The sequence below is a fragment of the Ciceribacter ferrooxidans genome (genome assembly GCF_004137355.1).
Classification (GTDB): domain Bacteria; phylum Pseudomonadota; class Alphaproteobacteria; order Rhizobiales; family Rhizobiaceae; genus Allorhizobium; species Allorhizobium ferrooxidans.
Map to the genome: position 1 here is coordinate 74,528 of NZ_SDVB01000216.1, position 22,732 is coordinate 97,259.

General features: G+C 64.3%; 17 protein-coding genes. 9 read left to right on the forward strand and 8 right to left on the reverse strand.

Features of this window, described 5'->3' with window-relative positions:
* Window positions 1-73: 73 nt before the first annotated feature.
* Window positions 74-1,837 carry a hypothetical protein gene (locus EUU22_RS10670; RefSeq protein ID WP_245484988.1) on the forward strand — a complete coding sequence of 588 codons (1,764 nt, stop codon included), beginning with the start codon at window positions 74-76 and terminating at the stop codon, window positions 1,835-1,837.
* 7 nt (window positions 1,838-1,844) lie between these two features.
* On the opposite strand, the gene EUU22_RS10675 is transcribed toward EUU22_RS10670, so the two are convergent.
* The gene (locus EUU22_RS10675; protein ID WP_205687892.1) at window positions 1,845-2,138 is read right to left on the reverse strand and encodes a helix-hairpin-helix domain-containing protein; all 294 of its coding nucleotides are present in this window, start codon (window positions 2,136-2,138) and stop codon (window positions 1,845-1,847) included.
* A gap of 116 nt (window positions 2,139-2,254) precedes the next feature.
* A complete protein-coding gene (locus EUU22_RS10680; RefSeq protein WP_245484990.1) occupies window positions 2,255-3,016 on the reverse strand; it encodes a helix-turn-helix transcriptional regulator in 762 nt (253 codons plus the stop codon).
* A 690-nt stretch (window positions 3,017-3,706) separates the two neighbouring features.
* Between EUU22_RS10680 and EUU22_RS10685 the strand changes: the two genes are divergently transcribed.
* The 6 genes from EUU22_RS10685 (at window position 3,707) to EUU22_RS10710 (ending at window position 12,783) form a co-directional block, all read left to right on the forward strand.
* Window positions 3,707-4,666: a fibrinogen-binding protein gene (locus tag EUU22_RS10685; protein WP_129331996.1), complete on the forward strand. Its 960-nt coding sequence runs from the start codon at window positions 3,707-3,709 to the stop codon at window positions 4,664-4,666.
* Between the two features lie 130 nt (window positions 4,667-4,796).
* The gene (locus tag EUU22_RS10690; RefSeq protein WP_129331997.1) at window positions 4,797-6,821 is read left to right on the forward strand and encodes a hypothetical protein; all 2,025 of its coding nucleotides are present in this window, start codon (window positions 4,797-4,799) and stop codon (window positions 6,819-6,821) included.
* 22 nt (window positions 6,822-6,843) lie between these two features.
* A complete protein-coding gene (locus tag EUU22_RS10695; protein ID WP_129331998.1) occupies window positions 6,844-9,150 on the forward strand; it encodes a type I secretion system permease/ATPase in 2,307 nt (768 codons plus the stop codon).
* A 3-nt stretch (window positions 9,151-9,153) separates the two neighbouring features.
* Complete coding sequence (locus EUU22_RS10700; RefSeq protein ID WP_112691091.1) at window positions 9,154-10,503, forward strand: HlyD family type I secretion periplasmic adaptor subunit; 1,350 nt, start codon at window positions 9,154-9,156, stop codon at window positions 10,501-10,503.
* A gap of 22 nt (window positions 10,504-10,525) precedes the next feature.
* Window positions 10,526-11,017: a hypothetical protein gene (locus tag EUU22_RS10705; protein ID WP_129331999.1), complete on the forward strand. Its 492-nt coding sequence runs from the start codon at window positions 10,526-10,528 to the stop codon at window positions 11,015-11,017.
* A 125-nt stretch (window positions 11,018-11,142) separates the two neighbouring features.
* The gene (locus tag EUU22_RS10710; protein ID WP_129332000.1) at window positions 11,143-12,783 is read left to right on the forward strand and encodes a GNAT family N-acetyltransferase; all 1,641 of its coding nucleotides are present in this window, start codon (window positions 11,143-11,145) and stop codon (window positions 12,781-12,783) included.
* A 9-nt stretch (window positions 12,784-12,792) separates the two neighbouring features.
* Here the strand turns inward: EUU22_RS10710 and EUU22_RS10715 are convergent, their stop codons facing one another.
* Window positions 12,793-13,581, reverse strand: coding sequence for a FadR/GntR family transcriptional regulator (locus tag EUU22_RS10715; protein WP_112691094.1), 789 nt, complete (start codon window positions 13,579-13,581; stop codon window positions 12,793-12,795).
* Window positions 13,574-14,671: a four-carbon acid sugar kinase family protein gene (locus EUU22_RS10720; protein ID WP_112691095.1), complete on the reverse strand. Its 1,098-nt coding sequence runs from the start codon at window positions 14,669-14,671 to the stop codon at window positions 13,574-13,576. Before EUU22_RS10720 ends, EUU22_RS10715 begins: the two co-directional genes overlap by 8 nt.
* A 402-nt stretch (window positions 14,672-15,073) precedes the next feature.
* Between EUU22_RS10720 and EUU22_RS10725 the strand changes: the two genes are divergently transcribed.
* Together EUU22_RS10725 and pdxA are read left to right on the forward strand one after the other, a co-directional pair.
* Window positions 15,074-16,207, forward strand: coding sequence for an iron-containing alcohol dehydrogenase (locus EUU22_RS10725; RefSeq protein ID WP_112691096.1), 1,134 nt, complete (start codon window positions 15,074-15,076; stop codon window positions 16,205-16,207).
* 58 nt (window positions 16,208-16,265) lie between these two features.
* On the forward strand, window positions 16,266-17,258 hold the full coding sequence (gene pdxA, locus EUU22_RS10730) for a 4-hydroxythreonine-4-phosphate dehydrogenase PdxA (protein WP_112691097.1): 993 nt from the start codon (window positions 16,266-16,268) through the stop codon (window positions 17,256-17,258).
* 23 nt (window positions 17,259-17,281) lie between these two features.
* On the opposite strand, the gene hutU is transcribed toward pdxA, so the two are convergent.
* The 4 genes from hutU to hutI all read right to left on the reverse strand — a co-directional run bounded on the left by hutU (window position 17,282) and on the right by hutI (window position 22,630).
* Window positions 17,282-18,955 (reverse strand): urocanate hydratase, encoded by a 1,674-nt coding sequence (gene hutU / locus EUU22_RS10735; RefSeq protein ID WP_112691098.1) that lies wholly within the window; start codon window positions 18,953-18,955, stop codon window positions 17,282-17,284.
* Between the two features lie 10 nt (window positions 18,956-18,965).
* Complete coding sequence (gene hutG, locus EUU22_RS10740; RefSeq protein ID WP_112691099.1) at window positions 18,966-19,766, reverse strand: N-formylglutamate deformylase; 801 nt, start codon at window positions 19,764-19,766, stop codon at window positions 18,966-18,968.
* A 1-nt stretch (window position 19,767) separates the two neighbouring features.
* Window positions 19,768-21,303 (reverse strand): histidine ammonia-lyase, encoded by a 1,536-nt coding sequence (gene hutH, locus EUU22_RS10745; RefSeq protein ID WP_129332001.1) that lies wholly within the window; start codon window positions 21,301-21,303, stop codon window positions 19,768-19,770.
* Between the two features lie 112 nt (window positions 21,304-21,415).
* Window positions 21,416-22,630 carry an imidazolonepropionase gene (hutI, locus tag EUU22_RS10750; protein ID WP_129332002.1) on the reverse strand — a complete coding sequence of 405 codons (1,215 nt, stop codon included), beginning with the start codon at window positions 22,628-22,630 and terminating at the stop codon, window positions 21,416-21,418.
* Between the last annotated feature and the right edge of the window lie 102 nt (window positions 22,631-22,732).

Consider the following 22,732-nt stretch of genomic DNA (forward strand, 5'->3'; position numbering starts at 1 on the left):
GAAACGCGGAGGTTCCGCGGATCATCTTTGGCGCATGGGCGTTGCTGCATTCCGGTCCGCAGTGGAGAGGCGCATGCTGGTTTTCGGCGACATCGAACGCGTGGAGGAGGTGATGGCGATCCGTGCCGCCATTGCCCACGACCTCGACGAGGCGGTCGCCATGCCGCCCGGGCTCACTCGCCACGAGCGGCTCGTCGCCGCTTTCATCCGCACCGGCGAACTGGTCCAGGGCCTGCTGGACGAGGCCTTCGAAAAGGACGGCATCGACGAATGGTCGCCTCTACAGGACGCCGGCGGGCGCCTTCTCCGCGTCGAGGCCGAGGCGATCATCGGCTCGTGGCGAAGCGGGTTCGACGGCGGGCTCTCGCTCGATCCGCTGTGGCCGGATCTCCTCCGGCGCCTGAACGGACCCGACACCGTGCGGCTGCGGCAGCCGGAGGGCTATGCCTTCTACGCGCTCCTTCCGGAAATCTATGCCGAGGCGGCGCTGCGGTCCGGCCTGACCGCAAGCACCGTCGTGATCGGCATCCGCAGCATCGGCACGAGCCTTGCCGCCATGGTTTCGGCGGCGCTCGGGGCCGCGCCCGCCGGCAGCCTACGCCCGCACGGCCATCCCTTCGAACGACGCGTCGATATCGGTCCCGCGCTGGCCCGCCGCCTGCTTGCCGGTCGCGACCAGTCTTACGCCATCGTCGACGAAGGCCCGGGTCTCTCCGGAAGCTCTTTCGGCAGTGTTGCCGACTGGCTGGAGAAAAACGGCGTCGAGCGCTCCCGCATCCATTTCTTTCCGAGCCATGCAGGCGATCCTGGAGCGCAGGCGAGCGAAAGGCATGTGCGGCGCTGGAAGGAGCGGCCGCGCCATCTCGATACGGTGGATCGGCTCCTTCTCGATCCGGCGACGGCCCGCCTCCCGTCGTGGGTCTCGGACCTCACCGGTGCGCGCTGCGGTTCGTGGCGGGACATCTCCGGCGGCAGGTGGCGGAAGATCGGGGCCGCGAAAGACGCGACGCGGCCGCCGGTCGACGCGCAGTTCGAGAGACGCAAGTTCCTTTTCGAACGCGAGGCGGGGGGGCGACGTGAGCGCTTTCTTGTGAAGTTCGCAGGATTGGGGGATGTCGGGACGGCCAAGGCGCGGCGCGGGGCGCTTCTCCACGAGGCCGGTTTTGCGCCGAAGATCGCCGGGACCTGCCATGGTTTCCTGGTCCAGCAATGGGTCGAAACGGCGCACATTCCGATCACCGCCCTCCCACGTCTGCAGGTTCTCGACCATCTGGCGCGCTATCTGGGGTTTCGCGCGCGTCATCTTTCGGGGGGAGGGCAGGGGGCGACATTGCGGGAACTCTGCGACGTGGCCGTCTATAATTTCGCAGGAACTTTCGGGGAAGACATGGGCAAAAAGCTGAGGTTGCTCGCAGAAGCACATGGCCGCCCATGCCGGAGGCTGCGCCGGATCGACAGCGACAACCGCCTGCATGCGTGGGAATGGCTGGTGACGCCCGGGGGCAGCCTTCTGAAAGCCGATGCCGTCGATCACAACAGTGCGCATGATCTCGTCGGGTGTCAGGACATCGCCTGGGAGGTCGCCGGCGCTGCCGTCGAATTCGATCTGACCGCACCCGAACGACGGCGTCTCGCCGAGGCCGTCGGCCGGCTTGCCGACGGCAGTCTTGAAGACGACGTGCTGACACTGTTCGAAGCCTGCTATCTCGGCTTTCAGACCGGCCTATGGTGGATGGCCCTGGAGCGGGCGAGCGGAGATGAACGCGCGCCGATCGCTGCGCTTCTCTCTCGCTACCGTCGGCGTGCCGAGTGCCTGCTTGATGGTCGGGAGTGTTGATTGGGCCTCATTGGGAGGAGGACGAAATATCGGGCTCCTTTGCCCGTTCGGTCGACGGTCGAGGTGCAAACATGTCCGGCGGCAGGGCTCTGCCGCTCGACCGGATGAGCGCGATCGAACGGCGGCCGATGCCCTTCAGTTTCAGAAGTTGCGCATCCGACATTTCGGACACCTGGCTGAACCGTGTGATGCCGTTGTCCGCCAGCGCGCGAATGACCCAATCCGGCAAATCGCTTGCCGCAAGGACGTCTCCGCCGTCTGGCGGCGCCGTTTCCGACCTGCTTTGCGAAGATGGCAGCATGACACAAATGCCTGTGCTTGACCGAACGGCCTATCAAACATCTGCCGTAGCTCGCGGTTCCCGCCAAGGCTGCTAAAAAAGCCATGACCGAGGAGCGCGTGAAAACGCCTCGGCCTTCAGTTGTATTCCTTGCCGGCCGGCCCCGCGCGCTCGTCGGAAAAGAAGCGGGAGGCGGCCTCGGTGCGGTTCTTGACCTTCATCTTCTTGTAGATGCTGCGGATATGCGCCTTCACCGTGTTTTCGGAGAGGTGAAGCAGGTCGGCGATCGTCTTGTTCTGCGTCCCCTGGCAGATGAGATTGAGGATCTGCACCTCGCGCGTCGTCAGCACGGAAATCCGGTGATCATGAACAGTCGCCTGCCGAACGCTCTCGATGAGGCTGTCCGTCCGGGCCGTCCCGACAAGAGGTGGTCCGACGACGTGGAGCCGTTGCAGGAGGGCCGCCGGGAAATGTTCGCCGCCCTTCGCCAGCAGGTCGATGGCCGCGAGGAAGACGTCGAGCCGGAGGCTGAGCGGCAGGATGCCGTCGATCGCGCCGGTTGCGACGAGGTGCTTCAGGTATTCGTCATGGACACTGCCTCCGTCGAGCACGATCGCGACCGAAACCTCGGGCGCTTCCTTGGAGGCGTCCTCGACGATCTCGTGAATATCGGTCTCGGCGAGGTCGTAGAGGAGAAGCAGCCTGACGGTCTCCCACTCCTTGCGCGTGATCTCGCCGGCGCTGCGATAGACGATGATCTCCGTCTCGGGAAAATGTTTCGACAGAACCTCGGCGAGGCATTCCGAAAGGAGATCCTGCTTGGCCACCATGACGAATAGATTGGGCGGGGAGCTGCGCTGTGTTCGGCGTGCAGCTTCGTGTACGGTAGATTCGGTCATTAACATACAAGGCTCCCGTCAGTTTTCCACGCAATACAGTGATATTCCCGGGAGAGCCCGCGATTGCCCAGGTCCTCATCTGAAGGCTGATATTGTGCCAAATATGTTAGCTCTTTGTGGCGCGAAAGAAAATAACCAGTTCGGGTTAGGGTTGCGAAAAGAAGTCGCACTTTCGTGTGAAGGCAATGCATCGATATACTGAAATTATTCTACACAACCACTAATTTTCCATAATTGATTCGATGCACTCTTATCGAGTGTTCATTCCCTTCCTCCTGTTTTTACGAATTTTTTCCGGTCGGTAAAAGAAAGGGCAGGTCGCATCGCCGTGGGAGGGCAGGGACTAATCCTATTTCGCAGCTAGGAACGACGCCGTTTTTGATGTTCAGTTCGGTTGCGCAGTGAGACTGAAGGGGATCGAGAATGACGATCCACTCGTTCCCACAGGTATCACGCGGATTGCATGAAAGAAAATATGCCGAACCGGAAGCGACTGTTCGCTTCCGGAGAGGGAGAATATTGCCTCGTTCGAGGTTTCTATTCTCGAATGACTTGCATGACTTGTGACGGAGCAGATGAACACGTGACGCGTACATCTGTGGATTTCAACAGCATGGAGCAGGCGAGAAAAGATCCCAGTCGAGATGAGAGGGATTTCGTGGCTGCTCCTCATTTTTGGGAGAGTTAGAAATGTCTTATGACCCGAAGGGTTCCGATACCGAAAACAATGTTGGCGCATTGGCCGACGGCTTTGCCAACAGCGCCATCAACTCCACGGAAGTCGATGAAGGCTCCACCGGCTATGTCGGCGGCGTCGCCAATGGCGACAACCGCAACAACACCGACAATTCGACCGACGTCGATGTCGATGCGAAGGTCGACATTGCGGCGAACAACGGCGACAATCGCGACAACGAGTACGACTGGAGCTACGACAGCAAGTCCTACTCCAACACCGAGACTGACACCGACATCAAGACGGTCTCGGACAACGACACCAAGACGGTGACCGACACCGACATCAAGACGGACTACGACTGGAGCTATGACAGCAAGTCCTACTCCAACACCGAAACGGACACTGACATCAAGACGGTTACCGATACCGACACCGACATCAAGACCGTCACGGAAACGGCCACCGACAGCTACAACAGCACCGACACCGACTTCGCCGTGCTCGAGGACGTCAAGGACAACGGCAATCTCGGCATCGCAGGCGGTGACCTGACCTTCAACCTCGGTGACGACTTCTCGTTTACGCTGGACGTCGACAACATCCTCAACGACTCGCTGAACGGCCAAGGCAACGACGCCGGCTTCAGCGCGGTGCAGGCGAGCCACCTGGCCGATCAGGACAGCGCCTGGAACGTTCGGATGGACAACGGTGGTGCGCAGAACCAGCTCTCCGCGAACGGCGGCAACGCCGACAGCTCGGAGGGCGTGGAACTCGACGGCAAGTGCTGGGATCTCAAGGCAGGTGACGACGTCGCCGGCAACAGCACGGCGGACGCCTCGGCGATCCTCGCCAATTCGGGCTTCCACTTCGAGTTCGTCCAGGGTGCGAACCTGCTCGGCAACACGATCGACAGCAGCATCATCGGCGGCAACTCGCACGTCAGCGACGTCGGCGAAGATACCGGCGCCTGATCTCCAAATCCCCAACCAAGAAAAGCTGCACCGGCCGCGGCCGGTGCAGTTCGGCGGTTAGACACCGCGACGAGAGGATCCGGCCGGAAAGCCGGCATCCCTTCGGGCGGAAGGTGAATGGGAGGCGGCAATGCATACCGAGAGGATTTCCGACATCATCGCGCACTTCATCGGCTATTTCGATGCGGCCGTCGAGGATGTGCGCATGCGCATCGCCCACACCGAAGGTCGGGTTGCCCAGGCTTCGCGCGACGACGCGCCGGACCTTGCCGCACTCGATCCGGATTTCGCGTCGAAACTCCTGCTGAAGGATTACGACCCAGGCGTTCGCCATGTGCTCTCCGACGAGGATCTCACCGGCGGCGGGCGGCATGTTCCCTTCGGCACCGATCTGCAATTCGCCATCACGAGCCTCCCCGGTGCGGACGCGGGAGACCTGCCGGCACATCATCTGCCTTGGGGCGTGCCGGCACCCGATGCGCCGCAGGTCCTGCCGATCTTCATCGGTCCGGGCTCGGCAGTCTCGCACCTCACCCAGGTCAACCTTCTGCAGGACGATGACTATTTCGACATGACGGGCACGGGAACGCCTCCGCTCGACATGCGCTTCGTGGTCGAGCGTGTCACGGCTTACGCGAACGAGGCGGAGCCTTACACCCCGTTCTCCGGCTATGAACGGACAGACAGCTATGATGGTCTGCAGGCGATCGCCGAGGATGCGCACACGCTGAAGGAAGATCTCGTCGAAAGCGGGACCACCTCGCTCGGTGTTGGCAATGCCGTCGACTTCGTGGCCGCAGGGGATGAGATCGATGGCACCGTCGTCAACGGTGCGGTCGTCGAAGAGGTCCCCGTTCTCGATGATTTCCTGCCGGACCGTGGTATCGCCGCGCCGCCGGAAGAACCGGTTTCTGAAGGCGACAGCGCGACCCAGACCGGCGGCCCCGAAGACAACCTCGAGGTCGGTGCCGGCGCCAACATGGTCGCCAACATCGCCGGGGTCACAACCACCGGAATCATAGCGCCGGTGAGCGCCGTCATGGGCGACTATCACCAGGTCGACATGATCACGCAGGCCTATGTCTACAGCGACAGGGACAGTGGTCCCGAAGGACTGCTCGGCAAGAGTGCGGCCGAAGATGCCGGCACGCTCGCCTTCAACATCGCGACCTTCGGTCGCTCGAGCCTGGTTGATCCCGCCGCCGATGCGGCGAGCGACGACAGCTCGGGCGATCCGGTCTTTCCGACCCAGTGGCGGGTGAGCGTCGTCGAAGGCGATGTCTGCTTCGTGCAGTGGATCGAGCAATACAACTTCGTCACCGACAACGACCAGATGGTGGTGACGACGACCGGCTGCGAAACGACCATCCTGACGGGTGGCAACTCCGCGATCAATTTCGCCGGTCTTCTCGGCCTCGGCATGCAGTACGACCTGGTGATCGTCGGCGGCGATGTCCTCGACATGAACATCATCAGCCAGCTCTCCGTACTCTACGACAATGACTGGGTGGTCGGCAGCGGCAGTGACGGCGCGGACGTCCGGTCGGGCGACAACCTGCTCTGGAACGAGGCAACCATCCACAATGTCGGAGCCAACGACCGCTTCGAGACCATGCCGGACTACATCCCGGAGACGATCCAGGCGATCGAGGACCGTGACCCCGGGATGCCGAAGGATCTCGCCCATGACGCCAATTTCGAGGGCTATGAAGGTCTCAACGTTCTCTACATCACCGGCAATCTCTTCGACGTGACGTTCATCAAGCAGGTGAACGTGGTCGGCGATGCAGACCACGTCGATGCCGTCGCCCAGGACGTGCTTGAAGGAAGCGACGGTGCGACGGTGACGATCGACACCGGAGGCAACGCGGTCGTCAATGTCGCGGAGATCGTCGATTACGACAGCTTCGGCGACACGACCTATCTCGGCGGCAATCTCTATTCTGATGCCGTCCTGATCCAGGGCGGGATCATCGAGGACGATGATACCCAGCCGCAGCCGGTCCAGAACGGGCTTGCGAACGAGGTGATCGCCTTCCTCGACGACGATACCGGCGGGGACGGCGGCGCGGTGGACGGCGTGATCAATGCGGGACACGACCTTTCCTGGTCGCACGCGAGCCCCGTCGACGTGATGCAGACGGCAGTCGCGTGAGTGCAAGGGCAGGGGGGAGCACATGAACCACATATCGAAAAACACCTTGGCCGGGAGCAGGCTGATCGCACCGGGCATCCCCCGGGACATCACCGCCGCCCACGAAGAAAATGCACTCACCGACGCCTGTATTTCGGCGATCGAGGAGGCGGTCGAAACGCTGAGAACGCTGGCAGACGGTACGGCCGTGCCGGCCCGGCAAACGACTGCCGTCTCAGGGCGGGGTGGACCGACGTCAGGCGTTGCCGGTCGCCCCGCCGACCCTGAAAGCGAAGGTTCTGCCCCGGCGGAGGCGAATGTCACGACGGCTCGCCTGCCGGGAGTGACGCCGCCGGGACAAGAGCAGGAGCCCGAACCGCAGGGCGACGCGCAGGTCGTCCGGGGCCGGATGCCGGATCCCGGTCCGGGCGAGGTCGAGGGGAAGACCATAGAGGACAAGGTCGGACAGGAGCCGGACATCCGGTTCGGCAAGACGATCGATGCCGACAGTGGGCCGATCCGCAAAGAAGACCGTCGCCCGACCACCGGACGCGGCGGCGACGGCAAGGTGCCCGACACCGGAGGGGGCGGCGGCGGGGGTGGTGGTGGCCACAAGGGGTTCCACAAGCGCAGCGGGCCGGTGAACTTCGCCGCGAGCCTGGCACGCGCCATCGTCGTCATTCGCCGCAACATGGCGATCGTGATGGTCTTCACCGTCGCGATCAACGTGCTGCTGCTCGCGATCCCGCTCTATCTGTTCCAGATTTCCGACCGGGTGCTCACCAGCCGCTCGATCGACACGCTCATCATGCTCACGATCGCGGTCATCGGGGCGGTGCTCCTTCAGGCCTTTCTCGACACCATTCGCCGTTTCATCCTGATGCGGACGGCAGTCGAGCTCGAGGTGCAACTCGGCTCCCCGATCCTCAGCGCCGCCGCACGCGCCTCGCTGCACGGCACCGGCAAGGACTACCAGACGCTCCAGGACCTGCAGCAATTGCGATCCTTCCTGACCTCGGGCACGCTGATCGCCTTTCTCGACGCACCGCTGATGCCGCTCTTCGTCGTGGTCGTCTATCTCGTCCACCCGCATCTCGGCATGATCATCATGGCCTGCTGCGCGGTGCTCTTCGTGATCGCCTACCTGAACCAGAAATTCACGGCCCGCCACTTCGCGGACGCGAACGGCTATCTCGGCCGCGCCAATTTCCATCTCGATTCGATGTCGCGCAATTCGCAGATCATCAATGCGCTCGCGATGATCCCGGAGGCGGTGAGGATGTGGGGGCAGGAAACCGCGGGCTCCTTGAAGTCTCACGTCGCCGCCCAGGACCGGAACATCGTCTTCGCAGGGCTTTCCAAGGCCTGCCGCATGATGGCGCAGATCACTCTCCTCGGCTGGGGTGCGCATTTGTCGCTCTCCGGCGAACTGACCGGCGGTATGGTGATCGCCGCCTCGATCATTTCCGGGCGTGCGCTCGCGCCGATCGAGGGGGCGATCGAGGGCTGGAACCAGTTCAACAAGTCGGCCGCCGCCTATGGCCGCATCAAGCAGCTGCTCGTCAGCTCGCCGCTCAATTTCCCGCGGCTGCGGCTTCCGAACCCCGAGGGTCGCCTCGACGTCGAGCGCGTGCTTTTCGTGCCGCCGCCGCAGAAGAAAGTGATCCTGAATGGCATCTCCTTCTCTCTCAAGAAGGGCGAGGCGCTCGCCATCATCGGCAATTCCGGTTCCGGCAAGACGACGCTCGGCAAGATGCTCGTCGGCTCGATCCTGCCGACCTCGGGCAATGTGCGGCTCGACCTCATGGATCTCCGCAACTGGGACCAGCGGCAGTTCGGCGAGAGCATCGGCTACCTGCCGCAGGATGTGCAGCTCTTCCCCGGCACGATCAAGGCAAATATCAGCCGCATGCGTGACGACGTCGATGATCGCCAGATCTACGAGGCGGCGGTGCTCGCCGACGTGCACGAGCTGATCGCAACCTTTCCGCAGGGCTACGAGACGGTGGTCGCCGCCGACGGTGCGCCGCTTTCCGGCGGTCAGAAGCAACGCATTGCGCTGGCTCGCGCCTTCTTCGGCAATCCGAAATTCGTCGTTCTCGACGAACCGAATTCCAATCTCGACACCCAGGGCGAGGCCGCCCTCGCCAAGGCCCTGCTGCATGCGAAGAAGCAGGGGATCACCACCGTCACGATCACGCAGCGCCCGTCGCTCCTTCAGGCCGTCGACAAGATACTGGTGCTGAAGGATGGCACGGTCGCGATGTTCGGAGAGCGCGTCGAGGTGCTGAAAGCACTGTCGAAGAACAACGGCGGCGATGCCGGACAAAAGACCATCGAGGGCAGGTGAACCATGACACGCGATATCAAAACCAGGGATGGTTCCGGTCAGGTCGAGTGGTACAGTGACGTGCCGCGCTCGATCCGCCTTCACACCGTGATCGGGCTCGGCGTTCTGCTGAGCACCTTCGGCGGCTTCGGGCTCTGGGCGGCGACGGCGCCCCTTGCTTCCGCGATCATCGCGCAGGGCAGCTTCGTCGCCACCGGCAACAACAAGATCATCCAGCATCTCGAAGGCGGCATCATCAAGGAGATGCGGGTCAACGAAGGCGACGTCGTCAAGGAAGGGGATGTGCTGCTGACGCTCGATCCGACCGCGGCCTTCGCCAACGAACGCATGGTGAACCTGAAGCGCCTGCGGCTCGAGGCGGTGGTCGCCCGCCTGAGGGCCGAGGCGGAAGGTGCCAGGCAGTTCAAGATTCCGAAGATCGTCATGGACGAGGCGAGCGACCCCGACGTCAACACGATCATCCAGAGCCAGAACGTCATCTTCCACAGCAAGCAAGTGAAGCTCGAGGAGCAACTCAACCTCATCGAGAAGAACATCAAGTCGCTGGAATTCCGCTTCACCGGCTATGAGGGGCAGAGGCGGGCTTTCGAGCGGCAGCTCGCCCTGTTGGAGGAAGAGCGCGATTCCAAGGCCAGGCTCGTTAATGTCGGATACATGCGCAAGATGGACCTGCTGGCGATCGAACGCGCGATTGCCGACGCCATGGGCGACATCTCCCGCTTGCAGGGAGAGATGAACGAAAGCGAAGCGCAAATCGCGCGGTTCCGGCAAGAGGCGGTCATCGCGATCAATGCGAACAAGCAGGCCGCACTCGACGCGCTCGAAACAGCCGCATCCGATCTCGACAGCATTCGCGAACAGATGCACGAGGTGGCGGGCGTTCTCGAACGGACCGTCATCCGGTCGCCGGTCACGGGTACGGTCGTGCGCTCCTACTACCACACCGCCGGCGGCGTCATCACCACCGGCAAGCCGATCATGGAGATCCTGCCGGCCGGGGTGCCGCTGATCATCGAGGCTCAGGTGCTGCGAACCTCGATCGACCAGGTGCGCGAAGGCCAGACCGCGGCCATCCGCCTCTCGGCCCTCAACCGCCGAACGACGCCGGTGCTAGACGGCAAGGTCTTCTACGTTTCAGCGGACTCGATCGACGAAGGCTCGATAGCGGCTCCACGCGACGTCTACATCGTGCGCGTCGCGCTCTCCGAGGCGGAGATGGCGCGCGTGCACGACTTTCATCCCGTTCCAGGCATGCCGGCCGACGTGCTGATCCAGACTTCGGAGAGGACCTTCTTCGAGTACATCACGAAGCCGATCACCGACAGCATGTCACGGGCGTTCAAGGAGCGCTGAGGCCGATGACAGGGAGGACACCATGGGCAGTATGACCGATGTCCTGCTGAGAGTAGGGCGGCTCAACTATGTCTGGACGAATACCGAGAGCCTGCTGATCTACATCATCGCCCACATGCTGGCGGTGGACAAGGAGACGGCCGTCGTGGTGTTCCTGACGCTCAACACCACCCGTGCCCGCATCGACCTCGTGGAGCGGCTTGCCAAGCGCGCAGCCACGCCAGCCGCCGAACGGGAGATCGTCCTCGCTCTGATGGCGCGGCTGAAGAAGGAGGCGAAGGTGCGCAACAAATACAACCACAGCATCTATTCCTTCGATGAGCGCGGCGACATCTCCAGCACCCAGCTGATGCGCCTCGTCGAGACCGACAGCGAAATCCGATACGGCAAGGTCGAGCAGATGGACGCACGGGAACTGCGCCAGCTCGAACGATCGATCGCCGAGATCGCAGAGATCAGCAAGGCGCTCTGGACCTTCATCCATGCGAGCCCACACCTGCGGGGAGAGCTGTAAATGGCCGGTGCTCTCTGCCCCCGAAGAAGCCGTATCCCGCCTCCGCCGCGCCCCGCCCGGCGGCAGTTCCTTCGAACCTTTGTTCCTCCGATTGTTGTAACGCGTCACGGGAAGGATGAAGTGCCATGCTGATCGACGTCATAGATACGCCACAGGCCTTCGAGGCCGTTCGCCCGCAATGGGAAGAGGTTTTCGAGGCCGATCCCCATGCCCAGCATTTCCTCTCCTGGGTCTGGCTCAACCGCTATCTCGGACGTCGCCGCCGCTGGTTCATCCTGGCGCTCCGGGAAAATGTGGACGCCCCCTATGTCGCCTTCTTTCCGCTTCGTCTGCAGACGAAGCGGGACAAGGACGGGTTCTTCTATGACGAGATCATCATGGCGGGCAATTATGCCGCCGATTATACCGGCTTCATCGCCGATCCGGCCTTCGAGGACCGGGCGGTCGCGGGCTTTGCGGCCTATCTGAAGCACCAGAACTGGACCGAGATCAAGTTCGACTATTTCGGCGGCCCTCCCTCCAGGAGGGTAGCCCTGATCAAGGCGCTGCAGGGACCCGAGGTGATGTTCCGCGACAGCAAACGTTCGAGCCCGAACAACATCGACAACTGCCTCTGCCCGGTCATCACTCTGCCCGAGACATGGGAAACCTACCTCGAACAGCACATGAGTGCCCAGACACGACAGAAGTTGCGGCGCTTCCTGCGCAAGGTGGAAGGCGATCCGGCCTATCGCATCACCTGGGCGACCCCTGAGACGATCGACCGAGACCTCGACATCCTCTTCGATTTCTGGCGCATCCGTTGGCAACCCCAGAAGGGTGCGGAGATGACGGATCGGTTGATCAGGGCCTCGCGCGAAATGCTGATGGACTGTTTCGCCGACGGCAACCTCGACGTGCCGGTGCTGTGGTACGAGGATCGTCCGCTCGGCGCACTCGCAAACATCATCGACCGGCAGAAGAAGGCCGTGCTCTTCTACATCACGGGTCGGGACGAAGAGTGGAAGCTGCCCTCGCCGGGCCTTGTGCTCCACGGCACCTGTATTCGTCGGGCGATCGGCGAGGGCTTTCGTTTCTACGATTTCCTGCGCGGCAACGAACCCTACAAGTACATGTTCGGCGTCGAGGAGCGGCCGATCAGTTGCACGCTCTTTCGCACCCGCGACGGCCGCAATCTCGGCGGCGTGCTCAATCCACGCAGCATCCGCCACATCTACGAGATGTCGCTCGACCACTATCACACGGGAAAGAAGGGCGATGCGGAGATCGGCTTCCGGCAGATCCTGCAATCGGTGCCGGCACACCGCGGAGCGGAGTTCGGGCTCGCCAACCTGATGTTCGAGAAGGGCGATCTCGCCGCGGCGGAGGCGTCCTACCGCTCCCTCGTGCCACGGCTTGCCGATCCGGCGCCGGTGCTCGTGCGCCTCGGCGACGTGCTGCTCGCAACGGGGCGCAACGGCGAAGCGGCCGAAGCCTTCCGCGACATCTGCCGGAAGGCGCCGGGTCATCGCGAGGCGCGGTACAAATGGGGCGTCGCGCTCGTCGCCGAGAAGCGCTTCAACGACGCAGCGGCCGTGCTCGAACCCCTCGTCGCTCTGCCGTCGGCAGAAGACAGCGGTCGGCGCTATGCCGAGAAGGCCCGTGCGCTCATCCTGCGGATCGCACCGGCACTGACGCCAACGGCGCCGCGTGTGTTCAAGGCGGCAACGCCAGCCTTCCTCGGACCCGAGGTCTTTTCGCCGTCGCCGGTTCCGCTTCCCGTCTGAGCAACGCGCTCAGGCGGGCGAGTCCGACGGGGCGGTCTCCATGGAAAGGTCGAGCATGCGGCCTTCGAAGAGCCGGTCGCGCGATCCTTCGAGGTGCTTGCGCATCGCCTCGCGGGCGTCTTCCGCACGACCTTCGGCGATCGCCCGATAGATCGCGTTATGTTCCTCGTAGACCTGCTCGAGCCCGAGCTTCGGACCGAGGAGCGAGAGCCCGTGCAGGTGCATGCCGACGGCGATATGAGCCTTCAGGGCATCCATCGAAGCCGTATAATAGTGGTTGTTGGCCGCCTCGGTGACTGCGCGGTGGAAGACGAAGTCGGCATCGGTGCGATGGAGCTGGTGGCTCGTCGCCTCGCGCAATTCCGCAAGCGCTGCCGCGATCTTCTGGAGGGTCGCCTCGTCGCGGCGCTTTGCCGCGAAATAGGCGGCGGCCGGCTCGATCGTCAGGCGGAACTCGTAGCAGCGCTGGATGTCGGCGATCGTCTTGACGGGCGAATAGGAGAGCTGTGCAGCGGGCGAGCCCTGTGCACTGACGAAGGTCCCCGCACCTTGGCGGGCATAGACGATCCCCTGCTCGCGAAGCCGCGCCAGCGCATCGCGGACAACGGGCCGCGAGACACCAAGCTGCGAGGCGAGCTCATGCTCTCCGGGCAGGCGTGAATCCGCGGGATAGTTGCCGGCGCGGATGCGCTCCAGCAACTGGTCGACCACCCGGTCAACGAGCCTGACCGCCTTGCCGCGTTCCGGCTTCGACGGGCTCGTCTCCACATTCAGGACCGAGCTTTCCGGTTCACCCAATGCTTGTCTCCTCGTTCAAATGCGGTACCCGCGAGCTTTCTGCCACGAGCGCCAAAAGACTGTCCGCGGTCCCGAAGCCGCCCGATTTCACCGCGCAGCGGAAAGTGCGGCCGTCCGTTCCCGTTACCTCGAACCAGGGGATACCCGGCTCGATCTCCCCCTGCGGACGGACAAGCTCTATGCCGAGCCGATCGAGGACGGCAAGTGCCGTGTCTCCCCCGCCGAGCATAAGCATGTCCGGCTTCGTCCGGTCTATCACGGATTGAAGGCCTGCGGCAAAGCGCCGAGCGACGCCTGCGCCGTCCGCTTCGATCGCACCGGTGCAGCGGAAGAGCGCCGGTAGGGCGATCGATGCCGGATCGTCCATGATCTCCCCCATCGGCGCGTCCCCGACATGCCGCAGCCAGCGGCTCTCTTCGAGGCGGACGATCTGCGCTGCGGTGATCGGATCGCGCGAGCCGAAGGCGAAGAGGGTCCGCCCGGTCGGAACAAACAGGGTCGACTTCTGCTCCCTCTCATGACCGAGAAGGCGCGCCAGCGCGGCGCCGACCCCGCGGGCGCCGACGGCGAGCGTGGTCATCCAGTCATGGGCGCGGACGATGCCGTCGAGATCGGCATCGCTTGCCGCATCCGCGATCGTCAGGGGCAGAGCCGTCCTTCCAAACACCGCGCCGATCGAGAGAGGCGTGTCGACGCCACGTCCGACAACCATCCCGGCCTTGGTGAAGCGCTGCTGGTCGGGGATGGCTGGCGCGATCACCATAAAAGTCCGACCGAAGACGTCGGCGAGTGCCTCGCACTCCACCGCGACGTTTCCCTTCAGCCGAGAGTCGATCTTCTTCATGACGATGCGAGGAGCGAGCGGCGCGATCGCAATCGCCGCCTCCCGGATCCGCTCCGCCGCTTCCATCTCCGTGAGTGCGCGGGAGGCGGTATTGACCACCAGCACGTCGGTCTCGCAATTCCGCGCGTCGGCGAGATGCCGGCTGTCCAGCGCGACCGTGACCGACAGGCCGCGCGCGACGAAGGGCGTTCCGGTGTCGAGCGCGCCGGTGAGATCGTCGGCGAGGATCGCGATCTTCAGTGTCATGGAGCGGTTCCGGCGCTTCAGCTTTGCCGATAGTAGGCGAGATTGATACTATTTTGTAAACATGTCAACGCAAGGTCAAGGGTGGCGAGCGAACGGTGATGTCTCCGGACGCGGGCCGGGCGGGATTGCGGGCCGAACGCTATCGGTTTGTCCTCGCGCGCCTCTGATGCTCGCCTTTTCCAATGCGACCGACTGCATTCTCGTTCCGTGTAGATCTATATATGGGCGATGGACACCGCCTCGGCAATAAGTCCGCCGCCGCGCGATCAGGTATGTTTGCTTGCGGGCACCGCACTCGATTGACAGGGAATAGACCCTGTGGCGGGGGCTTCTTGCGTCGTCGACCTTGATGCGATAACAACTTTACATGTTATGTGGCGGGCCTGAGGGAGGAGTTCTTCGATGGCCAGTCTTCAATCGCCGATCACCGTCGTCCGGCCGGACATCATCGAGTTCGGCGTGGGGACGGCCGGCCGTCTGGGCAGGTGGGCCGCTGACAAGGGCTATCGCCGGACGCTCGTTGTTTCCGACGCCTTCAACGCCTCCCGCGTCGAGGTCCTCGAACTGCCGGGATCGGTCTCGGTCTTCGCCGAGGTGAAGCCGGAGCCCGACACCCATAATCTCGGCCGCGTGCTGGCAGCAGCGCGCGAGGCGGATGCCGATCTCGTGGTCGGTTTCGGTGGCGGCAGCGCCATGGATCTGGCGAAGCTCGCCGCGGTGCTTTGCGGTTCCTCGCAGGAACTGGCGGACGTGGTCGGCGCGAACCGGGTGAAGGGGCCGCGCAAGGTCGCACTCGCGCAGGTGCCGACGACTGCCGGCACCGGGAGCGAGGCGGGCATCCGCGCGCTCGTGACCGATCCTGACAGCCGTGCGAAGCTCGCAGTCGAAAGCCTGCACATGCTGGCGGATATCGCGGTCGTCGACCCGGCGCTCACCTTCACGGTGCCGGCGCGCACGACGGCAGCGACGGGCGTCGACGCGATGGCGCATTGCGTCGAGGCGTTCACCAATCGCAAGGCTCATCCGATGATCGACCTCTATGCGCTGGAGGGCACAAGGCTGGTCGGGCGTTATCTGGCGCGTGCGGTCCGCGACGGTTCGGATGCGGAGGCCCGCGCCGGCCTGTCGCTCGCCTCCCTCTATGGCGGTTTCTGTCTTGGTCCGGTCAACACCGCCGGCGGCCATGCGCTCGCCTATCCGCTCGGCACACGCTGGCATGTGCCGCACGGCGCGGCAAACGCGCTGATCTTCCCGCATGTGCTCGCCTTCAACACCCCGGCCGTGCCGGAGAAGACCGCTGCCGTCATGGCCGCGCTCGGCTACGAGGGGCGAGGCGACGTCGACACCGTCTTTGAAGCGGCCTACGCCTTCTGCGCCGAGCTCGACATCGAGATGAAGCTGTCAGGCCTCGGCGTTCCGGAAAGCGATCTCGACGCCATGGCCGATGATGCCTTTGCGATCCGCCGGCTGCTCGACAACAACCCGCGTGACTTGAGCCGCAATGACATCCGCGCGATCTACCAGACCGCCTATTGAACGAGAGGGGGCGATCCGGCCGGACGGTCGTGAGGACGCCCTGCAAGGAGCGATATCGATGGAAAGTTCAGCAAAGGTCGCGATCACGCTCGGCGATCCGGCAGGCGTCGGCCCGGAGGTGATCGTCAAGGCGCTCGCGAGCCTTCCGGCCGAGGAGCGGGGCGATTTCGTGGTGGTCGGCAGCGCCGAGGCGCTCGCGCGGGCCGATCGCATCACCGGTACAGGGCTCCGCTTTGCACCGGCAGGCGCTTCCTCCGCCGGAGAGATCGCGGTCGAGGAGGTCGCGATCGATGCTCCGCTTCCCGAAATCGGCAAGGTGAGCCCGGTCGCGGGCGAAGCGGCGGTTCGCTATATCACGCGGGCTGTCGAGCTTGCGACATCCCGGAAGGCGGATGTCATCGTCACCGCGCCGATCAACAAGGAGGCGATGAACCTCGCAGGCCATCATCACGACGGCCATACGGGACTGCTCGCCCATCTCACCGGTGCGAAGAGCTCCTTCATGCTGCTCGCCTCAGAGCGGCTCAACACCATCCATGTCTCCACTCACGTGTCCCTCAGAGGCGCGATCGAGCGGGCAAAGACCGAGCGCGTGCTGGCGACGATCGAGGCCGGGCACCGGCATTTCCTTCGGCTCGGTATGAAGGCACGGATCGCGGTTGCCGGCCTCAATCCCCATTGCGGTGAAAACGGCCTCTTCGGGACCGAAGACGCGGAGTTCCTGGCGCCGGCGGTGGAAATCGCCCGGTCGAAGGGCATTGACGTCGTCGGCCCGATCTCCGCCGACACTGTGTTTGCCCGCGCCTATAACGGCGCCTTCGACCTCGTCGTCGCGCAGTATCACGACCAAGGCCATATCCCGATCAAGCTCGTCGCCTTCGAGACGGCCGTCAACGTGTCGCTCGGCCTGCCGATCGACCGCGTGTCGGTCGATCACGGCACCGCCTTCGACATCGCCGGGACCGGCAAGGCCCATCATGCCAACATGCTGTCGGCGATCGCCTATGCGCGCAAGATGGCGCAGGCGCCGCGGGAAAAGGCACTCGCCTGAGCGCCCGCCGCGGCCCGCATCGTTCAGTTACCGAGGATCGCCGGCAGGCGCAGGCCCTTTTCCCGCGCGCAGTCGAGGGCGATCTCGTAGCCCGCGTCGGCATGGCGCATGACCCCGGTCGCCGGATCGTTCCAGAGAACGCGACCGATGCGTCGGTCGGCGTCCTCTGTGCCGTCGCAGCAGATCACCATGCCGGAATGCTGGGAAAATCCCATGCCGACGCCGCCGCCGTGATGCAGCGAGACCCAGGTGGCGCCCGAGGCGGTGTTGAGAAGCGCGTTGAGGAGCGGCCAGTCTGACACCGCGTCGGAGCCGTCCTTCATCGCCTCCGTCTCGCGGTTCGGTGACGCGACCGACCCGGAATCGAGGTGGTCGCGGCCGATCACAATCGGCGCCTTCAACTCCCCGGTTCTCACCATCTCGTTGAAGGCGAGGCCGAGCTTGTGGCGGTCGCCGAGCCCGACCCAGCAGATGCGCGCCGGCAGACCCTGGAAGGCGATGCGCTCGCGCGCCATGTCGAGCCAGTTGTGCAGGTGGGCATTGTCCGGCAGCAGTTCCTTGACCTTGGCGTCGGTCCTGTAGATGTCTTCGGGGTCGCCGGAAAGGGCGGCCCAACGGAACGGGCCGATGCCGCGGCAGAAGAGCGGGCGGATATACGCCGGCACGAAGCCGGGGAAGGCGAAGGCGTTTTCCAGGCCTTCCTCCTGCGCCACCTGGCGGATGTTGTTGCCGTAGTCGAGCGTCGGCACGCCCATGTTCCAGAAGTCGACCATGGCCTCGACATGCACCTTCATCGAGGCGCGCGCCGCCCTCTCGACCGCCTTCGGATCGCTCTCCTGCTTGGTGCGCCATTCGGCGACCGTCCAGCCGATCGGCAGATAGCCGTGCAGCGGGTCATGGGCGGAGGTCTGGTCGGTGACGATGTCAGGTTTCACGCCGCGCCGCACGAGCTCGGCGAAGATCTCCGCGGCATTGCCGATGAGGCTGACCGACTTCGCCTCGCCGGCATGGGTCCATTCCTCGATCATCGCGAGCGCCTCGTCGAGCGTATAGGCCTTGGCGTCGAGGTAGCGGGTGCGCAGGCGAAAATCGACGCGCGTCTCGTCGCATTCGACGGCGAGGCAGCAGGCGCCGGCCATCACGGCAGCGAGCGGCTGGGCTCCGCCCATGCCGCCGAGACCGCCGGTCAGGATCCACTTGCCCTTGAGGTTGCCGCCATAGTGTTGCCGCCCGGCTTCGGCGAAGGTCTCGTAGGTGCCCTGAACGATGCCCTGCGTGCCGATATAGATCCACGAGCCGGCGGTCATCTGGCCGTACATGGCGAGCCCCTTGCGGTCGAGCTCGTTGAAGTGATCCCAGGTCGCCCAGTGCGGCACGAGGTTCGAGTTGGCGATCAGCACGCGCGGCGCATCCTTGTGGGTGCGGAACACGCCGACCGGCTTGCCCGATTGGACGAGCAGGGTCTCGTCCTCTTCGAGCGTCTTCAAGGTGGCGACGATGCGGTCGAAATCGTCCCAGGTGCGCGCCGCCCGGCCGATGCCGCCGTAGACGACGAGTTCGTGCGGCCGCTCGGCCACTTCCGGGTCGAGATTGTTCATCAGCATCCGGAGCGGTGCCTCGGTCATCCAGCTCCTCGCGTTGAGTTCCGAACCGCGCGGCGCACGGACCTCGCGAATGTTGTGACGCGGATTGGTCATGACGTTCTCCTCAGTGTTTCAGGTCGAGCGCGATCGCTTCGATGCGCTCCAGAATGGTCTTGAGATGGACACGCAGCCGGTCCGCCTTCTCGGCGTCATAGGCAAACGGTGGAGCCTCGGTGGCGAGATGAGTGATCTGTGCGAGTTCCATCTGGATCGCGTGCACGCCCGTCTCCGGCCGGCCGTAATGACGGGTCGTCCAGCCGCCCTTGAAGCGGCCGTTGACGACATGGGTGTAGCCCTCGGCGCTGGCGGAGATGTCTGCCGCGGCGGCCTGTATGCGTGGATCGCAGGTCCGGCCCATATCGGTCCCGATGTTGAAATCCGGCAACCGGCCCTCGAAGAGGAAGGGGATATGCGACCGGATCGAGTGGCAGTCGTAGACGACCGCGATGCCGTGGAGCGCCTTCACCCGTTCGATCTCGGCGGCGAGCGCGGCATGATAGGGCGCGTGGAAGGCGGCGAGCCTCTGCGCAACATCCGCCTCGATCGGGGCCTCGCCTTCCTTCCAGATCGGCTTGCCGTCGAAATCGGTCTTGGGCACGAGGCCGGTGGTGTTCTGGCCGGGATAGAGGCTCACCCCTTCCGGATCACGGTTGGCATCGATCACATAGCGGTGGAAGGTCGCCCGCACCGTCGTGGCGTCCGGCAAGAGGCCGGCGTAAAGCTCATGGATGTGCCAGTCGGTGTCGGCGAGCAGCAGTCCGTTGTCGTTCAGGCGTGCCCGGATGTCCGGCGGGACATCGGTGCCCGTATGCGGAAAGGCGAGAATGACGGGCGAAGTGCCCCGGGTGAGTTCGAAGACGGCCATCTCACCCCTCCAGTTCCGGAAGAATGCCTGTGGAGACGGAGGCGTTGAGCATGCCGCCGGCCACCAGCGCGGCGGCAGCTGCGAGGTCCGGTGCCATATAGCGGTCTTCCTCGAGCGGCGGGACGGCGCTGCGCAGCGTGGCGATGGCTTTCGAGAGCTCCGGGCTCGTGGTCAGCGGCGCGCGGAAGTCCACGCCCTGTGCCGCCGCGAGCAGCTCGATGCCGACGATCGCGAAGAGGTTTTCCGTCATTTGCAAGAGGCGCCGGGCGCCGTGGCAGGCCATGGAGACATGGTCTTCCTGGTTGGCCGAGGTCGGCGTGGAATCGACCGAGGCCGGATGCGACATCTGCTTGTTTTCGCTCATCAGCGCGGCGGACGTCACCTCGGCGATCATGAGCCCGGAGTTGAGGCCGGGCTTTCTGGCGAGGAAGGCGGGCAAGCCGTACGAGAGGGCGGGGTCGACGAGAAGGGCGATGCGGCGCTGGGAGATCGCGCCGATCTCGCAGACCGCAATGGCGATCTGGTCGGCGGCAAAGGCGACCGGCTCGGCGTGAAAATTGCCGCCCGAGACGACGCTGTCGTCGGAGAGAACCAAAGGGTTGTCGGTCACCGCATTGGCTTCGATTTCCAGCGTGCGGCCGGCCATGCGCAGGAGATCGAGGCAGGCACCGTCCACTTGCGGCTGACAGCGGATGCAATAGGGGTCCTGCACGCGCTCGTCGCCGTCGATGTGGCTCTGACGGATCATCGAACCGGCAAGCAATCCGCGCAGCGCCGCGGCGGTGTCGATCTGACCCTTGTGGCCCCGCAGCGTGTGGATGTCGGCGGTGAAGGGAGCGGACGAGCCCATGGCGGCATCGGTCGACAGCGCGCCGGTGATCAGGGCCGACTGGGCGGCGCGATGGGCGCGAAAGAGGCCGGCGAGCGCCAGCGCCGTTGAAGCCTGGGTTCCGTTGATGAGGGCGAGCCCTTCCTTGGCCGCGAGCACGACCGGTTCCAGCCCCGCCCTTTCGAGGGCGGCGCGGCCGGGCAGCCGGACACCTTCGAAATAGGCCTCTCCTTCGCCCATCATCACGGCGGCGAGGTGGGCGAGCGGCGCGAGATCACCGGAGGCACCGACGGAACCCTTTTCCGGAATGACCGGCGTCACGCGCCGCTCCAGCATGGCCTCGATCAGCCGGACCAGGTCGAGCCGGACACCGGACGCGCCGCGCCCGAGCGATATGAGCTTCAGCGCCATGATCAGCCGGGTGATGCTCTCGGGGAGTGGCGCGCCGACGCCGCAGCAGTGCGAGAGAATGAGGTTGCGCTGGAGGGTCGCCGTATCGGCCGCGTCGATCTTGATCGAGGCGAGTTTGCCGAAGCCGGTGTTGACGCCGTAGACGGGCTCGTTGGCGGCCGCGATCGCGGCAATCCGGGCCGCCGCTCTCTCAATGGCCGGATCGAAGCTGCGGTCGAGAACAGCGGATTTGTCGTGCCAGTAGATGGCGGCGAGATCCGAAAGGGCGACGCTGCCGGGATGAAGGGTGATGGTCATGGGCGGTTTCCAGTGCTGGCGTCTCGTGACAGGCTTTGTCCCGTGGCCTCCGTGCTGATCCATGGGACAGGTGAGAAGAGGCGGCGACAACGCCGCAGAACGCGGTCGAGCATCATTCATCGCCCCAGACGCGCCGGTGGAGCGGGTTGAAGCCGATGCGGTAGACGAGTTCGGCCGGTTCCCCGATGTCCCAGAGGCAGAAGTCGGCCGATTTCCCGACCTCGAGCGTTCCGGTCTCCTCGATCCTGCCGAGCGCACGCGCCGCCTCGCGCGTCACGCCCGCAAGGCATTCCGTGACCGTCAGTCCGAAGAGGGTCGCGCCCATGTTCATGGTGAGGAGCAGAGAGGTGAGCGGCGAGGTGCCCGGATTGTTGTCGGTTGCAAGTGCCATCCGCACGCCGTGCTTGCGGAAGAGATCGACCGGCGGCTTTCGCGTCTCGCGCAGGAAGTAGAAGGCGCCGGGAAGAAGGACGGCGACGGTTCCGGCTTTCTCCATCGCCATCACGCCCGCTTCGTCGGTATACTCGAGGTGATCGGCCGATAGGGCATGGTAAGACGCTGCGAGCGCCGCACCGGAAAGATTCGAGAGCTGGTCGGCGTGAAGCTTGACCGGCAGGCCGAGTGCCCTTGCTGCGTCGAAGACGAGCCGGATCTCGTCCTGAGAGAAGGCGATCCCTTCGCAGAAGCCGTCGACGGCATCGATCAGTCCTTCGGCGTGCGCCGCCCGCAGTCCGGGGATTACCACGTCGCGGATGAAGTCGCGGTTGCGGCCCCTGTAGTCCGCCGGTGTCGCGTGCGCCCCGAGATAGGTGGTCGTGATCGATACCGGCCGCATCGTGGCGAGCCTGCGTGCCGCCCGCAACATCTTCAACTCGTCGTCGACGGTCAGGCCGTAGCCCGATTTTATCTCGATCGTGGTGACACCCTCTGCGAGCAGCGCATCGAGGCGTGGCAGGGTCTCGCGGACGAGATCGTCCTCGCTTGCCGCACGGACCTTGCCGACCGACGACACGATGCCGCCGCCCGCCCGCGCGATTTCGTCGTAGCTCGCCCCGGCAAGCTGCATCTCGAACTCGTTCGCGCGGTTGCCGGCATGGACGAGATGGGTGTGGCAATCGATGAGGCCGGGCGTGATCCATCGCCCCCCGCAATCGACAAGGTCGGAGGAGGTGATCAGCGTGGAGGGCAGGTCGGCAGCCGGCCCCGCGTAGGAGATACGTCCGTCTCGGACGACGAGTGCGGCCTCTTCGACGATGCCCAGCCCCGAGAGCTTTGGATCGAGGGTCGCAAGCCGTGCATTGGTCCAGATGCGAACCGCCGTCGCCATGTCGTTCCTCCTCCTCAAGGGTGTTGCGTGACGCCTGCTTCTGGAATATGTATATACTTAATCGGAAGCGATGCAAGACGAAAAGCGATCGAAGAGGGAGGA

Excerpts from the sequence above, each read along its gene's own strand:
- EUU22_RS10670 (WP_245484988.1), top strand. The coding sequence starts at position 74 with ATGCTGGTTTTCGGCGACATCGAACGCGTGGAGGAGGTGATGGCGATC.
- EUU22_RS10675 (WP_205687892.1), bottom strand. The coding sequence starts at position 2,138 with ATGCTGCCATCTTCGCAAAGCAGGTCGGAAACGGCGCCGCCAGACGGC.
- EUU22_RS10680 (WP_245484990.1), bottom strand. The coding sequence starts at position 3,016 with ATGACCGAATCTACCGTACACGAAGCTGCACGCCGAACACAGCGCAGC.
- EUU22_RS10685 (WP_129331996.1), top strand. The coding sequence starts at position 3,707 with ATGTCTTATGACCCGAAGGGTTCCGATACCGAAAACAATGTTGGCGCA.
- EUU22_RS10690 (WP_129331997.1), top strand. The coding sequence starts at position 4,797 with ATGCATACCGAGAGGATTTCCGACATCATCGCGCACTTCATCGGCTAT.
- EUU22_RS10695 (WP_129331998.1), top strand. The coding sequence starts at position 6,844 with ATGAACCACATATCGAAAAACACCTTGGCCGGGAGCAGGCTGATCGCA.
- EUU22_RS10700 (WP_112691091.1), top strand. The coding sequence starts at position 9,154 with ATGACACGCGATATCAAAACCAGGGATGGTTCCGGTCAGGTCGAGTGG.
- EUU22_RS10705 (WP_129331999.1), top strand. The coding sequence starts at position 10,526 with ATGGGCAGTATGACCGATGTCCTGCTGAGAGTAGGGCGGCTCAACTAT.
- EUU22_RS10710 (WP_129332000.1), top strand. The coding sequence starts at position 11,143 with ATGCTGATCGACGTCATAGATACGCCACAGGCCTTCGAGGCCGTTCGC.
- EUU22_RS10720 (WP_112691095.1), bottom strand. The coding sequence starts at position 14,671 with ATGACACTGAAGATCGCGATCCTCGCCGACGATCTCACCGGCGCGCTC.
- EUU22_RS10725 (WP_112691096.1), top strand. The coding sequence starts at position 15,074 with ATGGCCAGTCTTCAATCGCCGATCACCGTCGTCCGGCCGGACATCATC.
- pdxA (WP_112691097.1), top strand. The coding sequence starts at position 16,266 with ATGGAAAGTTCAGCAAAGGTCGCGATCACGCTCGGCGATCCGGCAGGC.
- hutU (WP_112691098.1), bottom strand. The coding sequence starts at position 18,955 with ATGACCAATCCGCGTCACAACATTCGCGAGGTCCGTGCGCCGCGCGGT.
- hutG (WP_112691099.1), bottom strand. The coding sequence starts at position 19,766 with ATGGCCGTCTTCGAACTCACCCGGGGCACTTCGCCCGTCATTCTCGCC.
- hutH (WP_129332001.1), bottom strand. The coding sequence starts at position 21,303 with ATGACCATCACCCTTCATCCCGGCAGCGTCGCCCTTTCGGATCTCGCC.
- hutI (WP_129332002.1), bottom strand. The coding sequence starts at position 22,630 with ATGGCGACGGCGGTTCGCATCTGGACCAATGCACGGCTTGCGACCCTC.